This is a genomic window from Luteibacter sp., from assembly GCF_036499525.1.
GTDB lineage: Bacteria > Pseudomonadota > Gammaproteobacteria > Xanthomonadales > Rhodanobacteraceae > Luteibacter.
Window position 1 is genome coordinate 1 of record NZ_DASYDO010000027.1, and the last position, 14,323, is coordinate 14,323.

12 protein-coding genes and 2 tRNA genes are annotated in these 14,323 nt (G+C 62.8%); 3 read left to right on the plus strand and 11 right to left on the minus strand.

Going from position 1 to position 14,323, the window contains the following annotated elements; genetic code table 11:
* Positions 1 to 195: 195 nt before the first annotated feature.
* Both VGM71_RS05490 and uvrB read right to left on the minus strand, forming a co-directional pair.
* Positions 196 to 270 (minus strand) — tRNA-Val (locus tag VGM71_RS05490).
* 69 nt (positions 271 to 339) lie between these two features.
* Positions 340 to 2,364, minus strand: a complete 2,025-nt coding sequence (gene uvrB / locus VGM71_RS05495; protein ID WP_331542817.1) for an excinuclease ABC subunit UvrB — start codon at positions 2,362 to 2,364, stop codon at positions 340 to 342.
* 128 nt (positions 2,365 to 2,492) lie between these two features.
* Here uvrB and VGM71_RS05500 point away from each other — a divergent pair, with 128 nt between their 5' ends.
* Positions 2,493 to 3,026, plus strand: a complete 534-nt coding sequence (locus tag VGM71_RS05500; RefSeq protein WP_331542818.1) for a GspH/FimT family pseudopilin — start codon at positions 2,493 to 2,495, stop codon at positions 3,024 to 3,026.
* A 47-nt stretch (positions 3,027 to 3,073) separates the two neighbouring features.
* Positions 3,074 to 3,150: transfer RNA gene (locus VGM71_RS05505), tRNA-Asn, on the plus strand.
* Positions 3,151 to 3,366: 216 nt separating this feature from the next.
* Here VGM71_RS05505 and VGM71_RS05510 read toward each other — a convergent pair.
* Complete coding sequence (locus VGM71_RS05510) at positions 3,367 to 3,819, minus strand: hypothetical protein (protein ID WP_331542819.1); 453 nt, start codon at positions 3,817 to 3,819, stop codon at positions 3,367 to 3,369.
* 67 nt (positions 3,820 to 3,886) lie between these two features.
* Positions 3,887 to 5,083: an ATP-binding protein gene (locus VGM71_RS05515; RefSeq protein WP_331542820.1), complete on the minus strand. Its 1,197-nt coding sequence runs from the start codon at positions 5,081 to 5,083 to the stop codon at positions 3,887 to 3,889.
* Between the two features lie 133 nt (positions 5,084 to 5,216).
* Between VGM71_RS05515 and VGM71_RS05520 the strand changes: the two genes are divergently transcribed.
* Positions 5,217 to 5,504, plus strand: coding sequence for a hypothetical protein (locus VGM71_RS05520; protein WP_331542821.1), 288 nt, complete (start codon positions 5,217 to 5,219; stop codon positions 5,502 to 5,504).
* 425 nt (positions 5,505 to 5,929) lie between these two features.
* Here the strand turns inward: VGM71_RS05520 and VGM71_RS05525 are convergent, their stop codons facing one another.
* The 7 genes from VGM71_RS05525 to VGM71_RS05555 all read right to left on the minus strand — a co-directional run bounded on the left by VGM71_RS05525 (position 5,930) and on the right by VGM71_RS05555 (position 14,003).
* On the minus strand, positions 5,930 to 7,501 hold the full coding sequence (locus VGM71_RS05525; RefSeq protein WP_331542822.1) for a PAS domain-containing sensor histidine kinase: 1,572 nt from the start codon (positions 7,499 to 7,501) through the stop codon (positions 5,930 to 5,932).
* Positions 7,502 to 7,588: 87 nt separating this feature from the next.
* Positions 7,589 to 7,858: a DUF2845 domain-containing protein gene (locus VGM71_RS05530; RefSeq protein ID WP_331542823.1), complete on the minus strand. Its 270-nt coding sequence runs from the start codon at positions 7,856 to 7,858 to the stop codon at positions 7,589 to 7,591.
* An 84-nt stretch (positions 7,859 to 7,942) separates the two neighbouring features.
* Complete coding sequence (locus tag VGM71_RS05535; protein ID WP_331542824.1) at positions 7,943 to 8,548, minus strand: DNA-3-methyladenine glycosylase; 606 nt, start codon at positions 8,546 to 8,548, stop codon at positions 7,943 to 7,945.
* A complete protein-coding gene (locus VGM71_RS05540) occupies positions 8,548 to 8,682 on the minus strand; it encodes a hypothetical protein (RefSeq protein ID WP_331542825.1) in 135 nt (44 codons plus the stop codon). The genes VGM71_RS05535 and VGM71_RS05540 overlap by 1 nt, the downstream gene beginning before the upstream one ends.
* Positions 8,683 to 8,758: 76 nt before the next feature.
* The gene (locus VGM71_RS05545) at positions 8,759 to 8,914 is read right to left on the minus strand and encodes a DUF3309 family protein (RefSeq protein ID WP_331542826.1); all 156 of its coding nucleotides are present in this window, start codon (positions 8,912 to 8,914) and stop codon (positions 8,759 to 8,761) included.
* A gap of 140 nt (positions 8,915 to 9,054) precedes the next feature.
* Positions 9,055 to 10,452, minus strand: coding sequence for a nucleotide 5'-monophosphate nucleosidase PpnN (ppnN, locus tag VGM71_RS05550; RefSeq protein WP_331542827.1), 1,398 nt, complete (start codon positions 10,450 to 10,452; stop codon positions 9,055 to 9,057).
* A gap of 176 nt (positions 10,453 to 10,628) precedes the next feature.
* A complete protein-coding gene (locus VGM71_RS05555; protein ID WP_331542828.1) occupies positions 10,629 to 14,003 on the minus strand; it encodes a TonB-dependent receptor in 3,375 nt (1,124 codons plus the stop codon).
* Between the last annotated feature and the right edge of the window lie 320 nt (positions 14,004 to 14,323).

Genomic DNA, 14,323 nt, shown 5'->3' on the forward strand with positions numbered 1-14,323 from the left:
AGGCCAGCGTTTTGCCTCGGGCTTCCTTCAGACGACCAGTCACCCGAATCGCCCTTGCCTCTGGCTAACCCTTCCCCTTGCCGGGTGGGTAGAGGACTTTCACCTCCTAGCAGGTGCGCCCTGCCGGGCGCACATAAAAAAAGGAGCCACTGGCTCCTTTCTGGCGGTCTTCGTGCCACTTGCCGCGAAGGAAAGTGGTGGGCGGTACAAGGATCGAACTTGTGACCCCTACCATGTCAAGGTAGTGCTCTACCGCTGAGCTAACCGCCCGAAGAGCTGCGCAGTTTACCGGCCCCTGCCGGGGTTCGCAAGGGGTCCGAAGGGCTCCAGGGCTAGCTCTCAGCGCAGGGCGCGTTCCCGCAAGCGGTGGATTTCGTCGCGCAGCTTGCCGGCCTCCTCGAACTCCAGGTTCTGGGCGTGTTTGTACATGCGCGCCTCGAGCTTCTTGATCGTGGAGCCCACCTGTTCCGGACTGAGCGCGGCGTAGTCGGCAGCCTCCTCGGCCACCTTCTTCGCCTCCCTGCCTTTCTTGCCCTTGCCGCCGCGCGAGCCGAAGTCAGCGCGCGCACCCTCCATGATGTCGGCGATGCGGCGGACCACGGTCGTCGGGGTGATACCGTGGGCTTCGTTGTATTCCTTCTGCTTTTCGCGGCGGCGGGCCGTCTCATCCATGGCCTCTTTCATCGAGCCCGTGATCTCGTCCCCGTACAGGATGGCCTTGCCGCGAACGTTGCGCGCAGCGCGGCCGATCGTCTGGATCAGCGAGCGGGTGGAGCGCAGGAAGCCTTCCTTGTCGGCATCGAGCACCGCCACCAGCGACACCTCCGGCATGTCGAGGCCTTCGCGCAGCAGGTTGATGCCCACCAGCACGTCGAACTCGCCAAGGCGGAGATCACGGATGATTTCCGTGCGCTCCACGGTCTCGATGTCGGCGTGCAGGTAGCGCACCTTCACGTCGTGCTCGGAGAGGTAGTCCGTGAGGTTCTCCGCCATGCGCTTGGTCAGCGTGGTCACCAGCACGCGGTCACCGATCGCGACACGCTTGTGGATCTCGCCAAGCAGGTCGTCCACCTGGGTGCGCACCGGACGCACTTCCACCTCGGGGTCGATAAGGCCAGTCGGGCGTACGACCAACTCAACGACGTTATCGTCGGAGCGTTCTATCTCGTACTTCGCCGGCGTGGCCGAGACGTAAATCGCACGCGGCGCGCGGCGTTCCCACTCCTCGAAACGCAGCGGCCGGTTGTCCATGGCCGACGGCAGGCGGAAGCCGAACTCCACCAGCGTTTCCTTGCGCGAGCGATCGCCCTTGTACATGGCGCCGAGCTGCGGCACGGTCACGTGCGATTCGTCCACCACCATGAGCGCATCGGGCGGCAAGTAATCGAAAAGCGTCGGCGGCGGCTCACCCGGTCCGCGCCGGGTCATATGCCGCGAATAGTTTTCGATACCCTGGCAGAAACCCACCTCGGCCATCATTTCCAGGTCGAATCGCGTGCGCTGCTCGAGGCGCTGCGCCTCCACCAGCTTGTTGTCGCGATACAGCTGCTCGAGCCGCTCCGACAGCTCGACCTTGATCGTCTCCATCGCGTTCAGCACGCTCTGCCGTGTGCTCGCGTAGTGGGTCTTCGGATACACGGTGTAACGCGGCACCTTGCGCAGCACTTCGCCGGTCAGCGGGTCGAACAGGGACAGGTTTTCCACATCGCCGTCGAACAGCTCGATGCGCAGGGCTTCGGCTTCGGATTCCGCCGGGAACACGTCGACAATTTCGCCACGCACGCGGTAGGTGCCGCGGCGCAGTTCCATCTCGTTGCGCACGTACTGCAACTCGGTGAGTTGGCGGATCAGCGCGCGCTGCTCGATATGCTCACCGCGTGACAGGATCAGCCGGAGGCTCATATAGTCCTCCGGATCGCCGAGGCCGTAGATGGCCGAGACGGTCGCGACGATCAGCGAATCGCGCCGCGACAGCAATGCCTTCGTGGCCGCCAAGCGCATCTGCTCGATATGGTCGTTGATGCTCGAATCCTTCTCGATGAAGGTGTCCGAGGCGACCACGTAGGCCTCCGGCTGGTAATAGTCGTAGTAGCTGACGAAGTACTCCACCGCGTTGTGCGGGAAGAACTCCTTGAATTCGCCGTAGAGCTGCGCGGCCAGCGTCTTGTTCGGCGCCAGCACGATGGTCGGTTTCTGGATCTTCTCGATCACATTGGCAATCGTGAAGGTCTTGCCCGAGCCTGTGACGCCCAGCAGGGTCTGCGCGGCCAGTCCCGCCTCGAACCCTTCCGTGAGGCGGTTGATGGCCTCGGGCTGGTCACCGGAGGGTTGAAAGGGGGAGACGAGCTGGAAGCGATCGGTCATGGCTGACGATATGCTGGTTCGGACGTCAAGTTTAAAGCGCCGGCGCCTACACGCCGTGATGTGGCGCACCGATGGGCGGCCTGGGCAAATTCGGACATGGTCGACGGCCCCTCCACGCCTCGCGGAACATGCCCCGTCCCCGCCCACGTGGCGTCACCCTGATCGAGCTCCTCGTCGTCCTGGCGATCGTCGGCCTCATCGGCAGCCTTGCCGCGCTCTCCCTGAACGAAGCGATCGCGCGCCACAGGCTGCGGGTGGCGGCCGACGACCTGCTCGGCACCCTTTTAAAGGCCCGCTCCACGGCGGTATGGCGCGACCATGAGATTCGCGTCTGCGCCAGCGGCGACGGGCGCATCTGCTCACCTTCGGCCGACTGGACCCGCGGCTGGATCGGCCGGGACATGCATAGCGGCGATATCCTCACTTTCACGCCCGCTCTGGACGGGAAACTCGGCACCCTGCGCCGCTCCGGCAGGCACGAAATCGACTTCGCGCGGAATGGAACCGCTCCGGGGACCAACCAGACCATCGTCCTCTGCGTGCGCGGACGCCCGGCCACCGCCATCGCCGTCACCGTCTCCAATGCCGGCCTGCCTCGACGCAAAGCCGCAGCGCCTGACGACGCGGCGCTTTGCGCCAAGGCCCTTTCACGGAGGCGCTGACGACGCTTGACAGCCCCTTCCCAGTTCCACAAAATACGTGGCTCCCCGCCCGAATAGCTCAGCCGGTTAGAGCACTTGACTGTTAATCAGGGGGTCGTTGGTTCGAGTCCAACTTCGGGCGCCAGGTATTCAAAGGGCTTGCAGCGATGCAGGCCCTTTTCTTTTGCCTGATGTGTAAATTGATGTGTAAAAAAACAGCGGCCTGAACGCCCGGTGGAAACGTTCAGTTCCATCGATTGACAGCTTGGTCAGAAGTCCCGATACTGTTTCGGCAGCCCAACAGCGCCCCATAGTTCAGCGTCGCGAGACGGTCTAGGGGATAGCCGAGAGGGCTGTTTTTTTATGCCTTGGTTTTGCCCGGCAGTCCCAGCGGAATCACGTCGTCAATGTGAACATAGCCATCTTGGGTCGAACGGATCGGCACCATCACGTCGTACGTGACGCGCCGCCCATCATCAACAGCGCGAACGATAAGGTTAGGCCGGCCGTTTCTATCTGCCGAGACCTCGGCCACGTCTGAGCATCCAACCGCGAGCCACTCGGCGTACTGGTCTCCGGTGAACCCGTCTTTCAGCACGCGGCTTCGGTACCCATGCTGCGGTTTCAAGTCGAGCACGATCGGGCATTTAACGTCGCCAGCCCAAAACGCGCTCAGGTAGTAGGTTATCCCCTCCTGCTGCTCGATCGTCAGGACTACGGCCCCTTTGATCGTAGCCCGCGGAGGATCGCCGGCCTCGGACGCCTGAACGCAATACGATGCCAGGGCTTTTGCCGCGGAAGGGGTCAACGCCATCCGAAATCCTTCGCGAAGGCAAACGGTCGGCGGACGAGGGGTACCAATAGGTAGCCGTTGAAGCTCATCACTTGAGCAGCCCATCGACGTAGCCGCGCATGATGATGTAAGGGCGCATCATTGGGCTCGTAAACCGGTACCTAAATCGACGTTTCGTACCCTCGCGCGACAGCACGTTGCCTCGCTGGTCCTCGCTGAACTGCTTGAGGTGCGCGGCGAAGTTCGGGATCTCGTATTCCCGGCCTGCAATCTCGCGAAGAGGCGTGCGTACGTTAGCGGCGGTGAAATAGCCAAGCTCGTCAACGTCGCTCAGCGCGCAAGCCAACAGGACCTCGCGATAAATATTTCCCGGCTGGTGGCTCTTCGTAGCGTCGTAATGTGCCTTCTTGATCGACTCGTGCCATTGATCGAGCGAAGCGGAGATTCCAAGCCTCACATTTTCCATACTGACGGTGGTCAAACCGGAAGCAATCGCGGATTTGAAACAGTGAAGGCCGAGAAGGTGCGCGACGTATGGCACGCCCTGACAGAGTTTGACGATCATGGATCGGGCGTCAGCGTCCACATCCATTTTCAAGATCGCCGCACCCTTATCGATGATCTGGCCGATCTCCTGATTGGACATCCGCGGCATAGGGATCTGGACGAGCGCGCGCTCAATCGATTGGTGCCCTTCGATCAGGTCGCTTACGGAGTCGGCCACGCCGATCAACATCAGGGTTGCATTCGTGCCGTTGTCCGATAGCACCTTGATGGTGTCGGAAATGAGGGTCGACGTCAGCTTATCCACGATCCGGTCGTACTCATCGAGAATGATGAGCACCGTCTTCTCGGCTGCCAGGGACGCCAGCATGCGGCGAACATCGTCTGGGTTTGTAACGTCCGGCAGATAGTCAGAAAGAGCGGCGACGGTCGCCTCGGGCGTAGGCGCGAAGCCAATGCCGGCCTTGGGCGTCGCATACGTGATTTCCTTAAAGGCCTTTTTCCAGATCGACGTGAAGTTGTCTCCGGCATCACAGGTCACCTTCGCGATCAACGTGCCGGGGCTGTTGCTGTAGATGCGCGACGTGAAGTTTGCGAGCGACGTTTTGCCGACGCCTCGCTCCCCGTACAGCACAACGTGGTAGCCCCGCTGGGTTACGCCACCCAGGATCTTTTGGATTTGCTCACTTCGGCCCGAAAACAGGTCCTGGTTGTTGACCGGCGAGCCGGGCGTAAAGGCTTCCCCCAAGGCGACCAGCCGTTGCATGTACTCGTCTTGCATTCCAAAGCTCCAAGTAAGTGAGTCGAGGCTACAAGTCTAACGGCTCAGGTGTCAACTAACCTGCGAAAAGCTCCAAGTAATGGCACGATTGCTGGTCGCTCGCTATGAGACAGGGATAGCCCAAGATTTACCGATGGATTCCTTCCGACGCATTGCGCGCGACATGCGCGTCAGCAAGAGCGCCATGAACAGCGCGTGGCGGCGGGCGGTCGCGCAGGCCCTGGAAGCGGGGGTAATGCTTGAGGGCGAGCAGTTCGGCATGCACGGGCTGAAGCACCGTGGCATCACCGACACCGAGGGCAACGCCGACGATAAGCAGCAGGCCAGCGGGCATAAGACCCGGCAGATGGTGGAGCACTACGACCACTCGGTGGCCACTGTGGATGTGGCCGGAAAGCGTGTAAAAAACCCGCCTAAGTAGCTGATCGTCCTAGGTCGCAGATGCCTTGTTTGTGTAAATTAAACAGTCGCACCATGTTGAAAAATCTACATCGTGCACTTGACTGTTAATCAGGGGGTCGTTGGTTCGAGTCGAACTTCGGGCGCCAGGTTTTGAAAGGCCGTGCAGCGATGCACGGCCTTTTTTCTGTTTCTTCGCGCATTTCCGGGGGTATCTCAGCGGCTATCCCGCGGCAGTGGGCAAGCGTGTCGCGAGCACCCATCGCCGACAGGGTCGGCTCCCACCAGGGTAGGGTAGGGTCGGCTCCAGGGTAGGGGCGGCTCCCACCGGGGTGGCGCGCGGCGACTCTCCATACCTCAACGCCAAGAACCCAACGCGATGGCGAAGCCGAGCCTTCAGGGCTATCCCCGGACATACGCGAAGAATCATTTTTCTTTGATATAGCCTTACGAACCGCGCATGGCGGCAAGCAGGTCGGCGCGGCCGTACGGCTTTTGCAGGCGCGCATGGACAGTCGGTGTTTGCTCCGGGAATTCGGCATAACCGCTGGCGAGGACCACGTGGATATCCGGATAGGCTTCCGCCACGTGCGCGGCCAGTTCCATGCCGGTCATACCCGGCATCGCATGGTCAGTGACCAGCACCGACACGGACGGCGACTCGCCGAGTACCTTCAGCGCCTGCTTCGCCGACGATGCACCGATGGCGTCGTAGCCTTCGAAACAGAGCATTTCCACGGTCGTGGACAGCACCAGAGGATCGTCATCGACGACGAGGACCGATGTCGAGGTAGCCAAAACCGGTTCTACCGACACCTCGGCCCTGCGGGCTTCCGGCACGGGAGCGACGGTTCCGGGCGGCTCGATCACAGCTGCCGCAGGTAGCGCGCGTGGCAACCAGATGTCTACCGTCGTGCCTCCTGGCCGGGAACTGCTGAGCTTCAGGCTGCCACCGCATTGCTGCACGATGCCATGCACCATCGAAAGACCCAGGCCGGTGCCCTTCCCCACGCCCTTGGTGGTGAAGAACGGTTCGGTGGCACGATCCAGGGTCGCGGCATCCATGCCCTCGCCGGTGTCGGTCACGGAAAGACGTACGTACTGGCCGGGACTGAGCCCCGATCCGTCGGGATCGCGAATATCTTCAGGCTTGGCCGATATGTTCAGGGTACCGCCGTCGGGCATGGCATCGCGCGCGTTCACGGCGAGGTTCAGCAGACATAATTCGAGCTGGTTCGAATCCGCGAGCACCGGCGGCAGGGACAAGGGGAAGCTTGCTTCCACCAGCACGCCCGGGCCCAGCGACGTGCGCATGAGGTCGGACATGCCGTAAACGAGTTCGGAGAGCTTTACCGGCGCCAGGTGCAGCTGCTGCCGGCGGGCGAAGGCGAGCATCCGCTGGACAAGGGCGACGCCGCGGCGAACACCGCTCAAGGCATTCGTTACCAGCGTACGATCCCGGGCAGGCATGTCGTCCACCTGCATGAGCAGATCGAGATTGCCGTGAATGGCCATGAGCAGGTTGTTGAAATCGTGGGCCACGCCGCCGGTAAGCTGGCCGACAGCCTCGAGCTTCTGCGATTGGAACAGCGCATTGCGGGCCTGCTCGAGTGCAAGCGCGGTATTGCGCTTCTCGGTGACGTCGCGGGTGACCTTGGCGAAACCGATGAATTCACCGCTGTCGTCGTCGATGCGGTCCAGGATCACATGGGCCCAGAACCGGGTGCCGTCCTTGCGAACGCGCCAACCTTCGGTTTCAAGGCGTCCTTTCTCGCGGGCCGCCTTCAGGTTTTTCCACGGTTCCCGGCGCTCCACGTCTTCCGGCGTGTAGAACGCCGAGTAATGCGAGCCGATGATGTCGCCGGGAAGGTAACCCTTGATGCGTTCCGCGCCTGAGTTCCAACTGGACACGTTGCCTTCAGGGTCCAGCATATAGATGGCGTAATCCGCGACACCCTGCACGAGCAGACGGAACTGTTCGTGGCTGCGCCGGAGCTCGTCGATGTCGTCGCGTTTCATGGCTTACCTTTACCCCGGGCGCGCACCGTAACCACGGGGGGCTCACGAAACCGTGAAGGCTCCTTTACTGTCCCCAGTCTGAAATCATCAGCTATCGAGCTGCGTGATGGACGCCACCTTGCCATTGATCACTTCGATCTGGATGGACTTGCCCCGCCGGTAGTACTCCAGACGGTAGCCCTCCAGACCACCGCGGCGGGTCTCGATCGGCGTTTCCCGGTCCGGCTTGCCGGCTACCTGGCGCAGGCGGCCTTCGCTGTCGCCTGTGGAGATCACCTGGGAGCCGAACCGATACGTATCGGCCATGGCAGTGGCGGCGAGCGAGGCGAGGATGAGTGCGGCGGCGACACGCTTCATGGGAGCTCCTTGTCTTGGGATACGGGAGCGTATACCGCTTCCCGCAACGAGGCCAAGCCGGTGAGCCCGGGTGACAGCGCCGGATCACGCCCGCGAAACGTGCGGATTCCCCGCGACCAGCCAGCGCCACAAGAGATCGGTGCCTTCGCGGATGCCGATGCGCGCCGAGCCGGGCACGTTCTCCGGGGGTGGCGTGCCATCGTCGAGCACGGTGTACCCGTCGCGCGCGCCGATGAGGTCGATGCCGTTCTGCTCGCCCGTGATGCCCAGCGCCTGGGTCAGGCGAGCAGGCCCGCTGCACAGCTCGCGGTCACGCCGTACCTTGGGGCGGGCCTCACGCATCCGTTCGATGCCGGCCAGCGGTTCCAGCGCCCGGATGAGCACGCCCGAGCCCTCGCCCTCGTCGCCGCAGACGGTATTGCAGCACCAGTGCATCCCATAAGTGAAGTACACATACATGTGCCCGGGCGGTCCGAACATCACGGCATTGCGCTTCGTCTTGCCGCTAAAGGTGTGCGCGGCCGGGTCGATGGCGCCGACATAGGCTTCCACCTCAACGATGCGCCCCGCCCGCCCGTCGGCGCAGGCGAGGACCTTGTTGAGGAGTTCTGGAGCGACAACGCGCGCGTCGCGGTGGAAGAAGGAGCGGGGAAGAATGGCGCCTGGCCAGCGGGGTCGACGTGAGGCCATCAGGTCTCCACCGGCTTGCCGTCGGTATCCGGATCGGGGCCCGGCCGTTCGACGGGTTCGTGCTCGTACGGCGGTGGCGAGGTGCCGGGTGGCGGCCTCTCGGTGTCGGGTACGGGGCGATACGGTCGGGGCACGGCAACGGACTCCAGCAGGCGACTCCGCGCCGTCGACAGCGGGGGCGGTGCTACTCGCCCGCCCCGCTTGGGTCGATCAGAATACGCCAAGCAGCCAGCAGATGAGCACGATGGCCAGGATGACGCCGATACCGCCGCTGGGACCGTAGCCCCAACCGCTGGAATAACCCCAGGTGGGCAAGCCGCCGATGAGGGCGATGATGAGGACGATGAGTAGGATGGTCAAAAGCATTGCGGGTCTCCGGCAGTGGGCCAGTGAGCCGCATCCTCGCGCGACATACCGTCTAGGAGGCGTGACGCGGGAGCCCCGCCTCCGTGTCACGTTCAGCGACGGGAAGGCCAGGGCAGCACGAAACCGCCCCGGCCCTTGACTCAGGTACGAACGACGTAGCAGGGCTCGTAGGCCGTGCCGCCGGGCAGCTTCATGCGGTGCTGTTCGACGAAGGCCTGCAACAGGTTGTCCAGCGCGCGCATGATCTCGGCCTCACCGTCGATCACGAAGGGACCGTACTGCTCGATCGCCTTGACGCCCTCTTCCTTGACGTTACCCGCGACGATGCCGGAGAACGCGCGCCGCAGGTCGGCGGCAAGCTCGTGGCGTGGGCGGCCGCGATGCAGCGCAAGACCGGCCATCGCCTGATGCGTGGGCCGGAACGGCTGCTGGAACGACAACGGAATGTCGAGCGCCCAGTTGAAGAAGAACGCGTCCTTGTTGTCCAGGCGATGTTTGCGCACCTTGTCGATGCCGGACACCATCGCATGGGCGACCGCGGTCGGATCGTCGATGATGATCTTGTAGCTCCGGGCGATGTCGTCGCCGAGCGCCAGGCGCAGGAAGCGATCGATCTGCTCGAAGTACGCCGCCGACTTCTGCGGACCGGTGAAGATCAGCGGGAACGGAATGTCCTTGTTCTGCGGCAGCAGCAGGATGCCGAGCATGTACAGGATTTCTTCCGCGGTACCCACGCCGCCCGGGAACACGATGATGCCGTGACCGAGACGGACGAAGGCTTCGAGGCGCTTCTCGATGTCCGGCATGATCACGAGGTTGTTCACGATCGGGTTCGGCGACTCGGCCGCGATGATGCCGGGCTCGGTCACACCGATGTAGCGGTTGCCCTTGCGGCGCTGCTTCGCGTGGGCGATGGTCGCGCCCTTCATCGGACCCTTCATCGCGCCCGGGCCGCAACCCGTGCAGATGTCCATGCCGCGCAGGCCGAGCTGGTAGCCCACGCGCTTGGTGTATTCGTACTCGTCGCGCGAGATGGAATGGCCGCCCCAGCAGACGACGAGGTTCGGATCCACCTGCGGCCGCAGGATGCGCGAGTTGCGCAGGATCTCGAACACGGCATGGGTGATGCCCACGGTGTCGTCGAGGTCAAACGCGCCGGCTTCCAGCTGCGTGGACACGTAGACGATGTCGCGCACCACGGCGACGAGGAGTTCATTGATGCCGCGGATGATGCGGCCGTCGACGAAGGCCTGCTCCGGGGCACTGTTCAGTTCGATCTTGATGCCGCGGTCTTCCTGCAGCACCTGGATGTCAAAGTCGGGGTACTGCTCGAAGATCGTGCCCGGATCGTCGGAGAGGTTGCCGGAAGTCAGCACGGCCAGCGCACAGCGGCGCAGCAGCTGGTGCAGACCGGACCCGCTGGCGTCGCGCAGGCGCGCGACCTCGTTGCGGGAGAGGATGTCGAGGCCGCCGGCCGGCGAGACGCGTGCGCTGACGGTCTTGCAGCTGACCGGGTCCCCGAACTGGATGGCATTCATGGGTATTACGTCCTTCTGACCGCGAATTAGCGGCGAACCCCGCCCCGGGGTGGGGGCGGACCGCCTAGGATCACGCGAGTGGTCGGCGGGGGTCAAGTCGGGGAAGCCTCCTCCCAAAAAAAGGGCCGGCACCCTTTCGGATACCGGCCCTTGATCCTGCGAAGTGATTCCTTCGCTTAGAACGTGTAGCGCACGGTCAGCATGGCCGACCAACGCGAAACCGGGTTCACCTTGGTGGCGCTGGTGTCCGTCGGGGCGTCGTAGACGGCCTTCTGGCTCGGCTGGTAGTTGCCGTTGGCATCCGTCGGCAGGTTGTAGACGTACTTGCCCGTGGCCGGGTCCACGCCACCGAAAGCGGCGAGGTTACGGGTGTACGGGAAGCCGATGTACGACTGCTGGCCCCAATCCTTGTTCACCAGGTTCAGGAAGTTGTACACGTCGAGACGGATCTCGCCCTTGTTGCCCTTGAAGATGCCCGGAATTTCCTGGCTCAGGCTGAGGTCGATCTGGTTCACCCAGGCCGACTGCGCCCCGTTGCGACGCGCCACGTCACCCTGGTGCTTGCGCAGGTAATCGTCGCCCTGGACGAACTTGTAGAACTGGTCGACGAGCGCCTGCGACGCGGGAGCCGTGCCCTTGGCGTTCATGAAGACCGTGCCATCGCCGCGGGCCGGGATATATGCCAGATCCTTCGAGTAGCTGTCGCCGTTGGCGTCGTTGCTGAAGATCCAGCTGTACGGCACGCCGTCATGCCCGTCGTAGAACGCGCTGACCGTGGTGGCATAGTCGCCGAAGAAGTTGTGCTGCCACGTGAGCGAGGCGTTGAGGCGACGCGCGATATTGGTGTTGGACGTGGAAGCCACGTCTTCGTTCGGGTTGAACCAGGCGCTGTTCGAATAGTTCGAGGTGGCCTGGCTCGAGGTGCCCGGATTCACTTCGGTCGAGTGACCGCCAGTGGCCGCGACGCTCCACGACCAGCCGTCCGCCATCGGCTTGGTGAACGACAGGGTCACCGTGTCGGCGCCGCCCTTTTTGGTGTTGGTCAGGTAGGTCACGCCCTGGGCAAAGCGACCATCCGCACGGGACCGGGCATTCGACCCACCCGTGTTCGCACCGTTGAGGTTGTTCACGCCGTTGGTGACCTTCGCGCAATCCACGCCCGTCGAACCACCCACCGGCGTCGAACCGCCGATGCAACCGGCATAGGTGAAGCGGCCGTCCGGCATGATGCCGGTCGGATCACCGAGGTTGAGGTTCTGGTAGAGGATGCCGTCCTGCACGTCGAGGTGCTGCCATTCGATGCTGGCGATGATGCCCTGCCACGGCAGTTCGCGATCGAAGGCCAGCGAGGATTTCCACACGCTCGGCAGCTTGAAGTTCTTGTCGACGGTATCGACAGCCATCTGCGGGACCGTACCCGGGCCGCTGGTCGGCTGGTTGTGCGGATCCGGGCTGAACGCCGGGCACGGCAGGAGCTGCTTGCCGAGTTTGCACGTGATGCCGTCCTCCTGACGATCGTAAGAGTACGTGACGATGTTGATACCGTTGTTCTGGTATGGGTTCGTCATCCACACGGTCGGCGGATCAGACTGGAACAGGCCCACGCCGCCACGCAGCTGGGTCTTGTATTCGCTGTCGAACGAGTAGTTGAACGACAGGCGCGGTTCGACGAGCTGCGAGCCGTTGATCGTGCTCGCGTTGCTGAAGCCGAAGCGCTGCTCGAAGGTCGGGTTGTAGGTCGGCTTGTCGTCGGTCAGGTACTTGTTGACGCGGAAGCCGAACTGCACCGACAGGTTATCGGTCGGCTGCCAGGTATCCTGCAGGAAGAACGTATGACGGCGCAGCTCCCACTGGGCGGCGATGTCGTTGAGCGAATAGCCCGGTGCCGGCTGGTACAGCGAATAGTTGCTGTACAGGCCTGCCGGGAAATTGGTCAGACCATCGTTGCCGAAGGTGTACGCGCCGAATTCCGTGCGACCGAACAGGTTGTAGATGCGGTTGCGCTCCCACTCGAACCCACCCTTGATGGTGTGCTCGTCGAGATACAGCGTACCGGCCCACATCGCATTCAAGGTCTTCACCGAGGCGACGTTGTAGTGGCTGAACTGGTCTTCGCCGAGGTTGACGGTGGGACCGCTGGCGCTCGTGCCGAAATCGGTGCCGTTGATGCGCACGCCGACCTGCGGCTGCTGGAACGGCACCGAACGATTCAGCTGGTAATCGCTGTAGCCGACCTTGGTCTCCGAGGAGAAGTTGTCGGTCCAGTCGTCGAACGACTGCAGCGTGTAATTCTTGATGTCGGTGTTGACGGTGTACCAGTAGCTCGACAGGCCCACGGCGTCGGGGAAGTTACCCTGCGGGTTGGGCTTCACTTCCTTGGTACGCGAGTACGCAAGGTTCATGCGATGACCGTCGGTGATGTTCCAGTCGATCTTGGCAATGTAGCGCTTGTCGGTCAGCGTACCGGCGTTCGCGCCCAGCGCGCCCGGCTGCAGGCCCAGGCGGCCGGCGGCGTCGATGATGCTCTGCAGGTCGCCCGGGGCGATCTTGTTGCTGGTCGAGGACGAAAGCGACGGATCGAGGCCGTTCACGGCGCCCGAACTCAGACCGGTGACTTCTTCCTTTTCGTAACCGGCGAAGAAGAACAGCTTGTCCTTGATGATCGGGCCGCCAATGGTGGCACCGGCCGTCCAGTTACGGTCGAACTCGCGGTATTCCTTGTTATCGTCGAGCCAGCCGGCGTCGCCGACCATGCTGCTGGCGTTCTTGAAGCCGTAGTAGACCGAACCGTGGAATTCGTTGGTACCCGACTTGGTGACGGCGTTGATTTCGGCGCCGACGGTGTCGGAAGCGACGTCGTAGTTGGCGGTCGAAATGTTGAACGAGTCGATCGTGTCGAGCGATACCGGCGAGCCGACGGTCGGCATGCCGGTGGAGTTAAGGCCGAACGGGTCGCCCACGCCAAGGCCGTCGACCTTGATGTTGTTGAGGCGGGTGTTCTGGCCGTTGGCCGAGATCGCACCCGTGCCGTGGTCGACGTTCACGCGCGGATCGCGGCGGGCGATGTCGGCGATGTTGCGGCTCGGCGACGGCGCGGCCTTCAGTTCGCTCTGCGAGATGTTGGTGCCCAGACCCTTGTTCTCGGCGTTGAACCGGCCCGAGACGGCCGAAACGGTGACACCGCCCAACGCGGTGGCATCGGCAGCGCTGGCGGCGGTCGCGATGAGGTTCACTGCGGTATCGCTGCCCAGCTGCAGGTACACGTTGTCCTGGCGAACCGACGGCATGCCGTCCTTGGTTGCGGTGACGTCGAACGGACCGCCGACGCGCAGGCCCTGGGCCGAGTAGCGGCCGTTCGCGTCGGTGGTGGTCGTCTTCGACGTGCCCGAGGGCTCATGCACGATGACGACGTTGGCGTTGGCGACCGGCTGGCCGCTGGCGTCGACGACACGACCGCTGACGGTCGAGGACGTTTCCTGCGCGAAGGCAGGCGCCGCGAGCAGCGATGCGATCGCAAACGGCAGAAGTTTGGCGCGGACTCGGCTATTCATTAAATCTACCCTGTGGCTTGCAACGAAAAAGTTTTTGGCCAAACAAATAGCTACCGGCGCTTTGGCCGGGTCGCTCGCTTCGTTTTGGAAACCCCGATCCCTGGCTGTGTCGTCTCGGTGTACCCGGTCCCCCTTTCGGGACGCGGTCGCGACAGTTGTTAAGCCAACTTTAACGGCATTCTATGACAAATTTGTAACGTTTTCACGCAGTTTCGATAAATACCACTTTTTCTTACTTGCACGATCTTGGTACATAACCTACTGACATCCAGTAAGTTTTTTCGAGGTAATCGGCATTAGGGCGGTTCGTTGTAAGAACC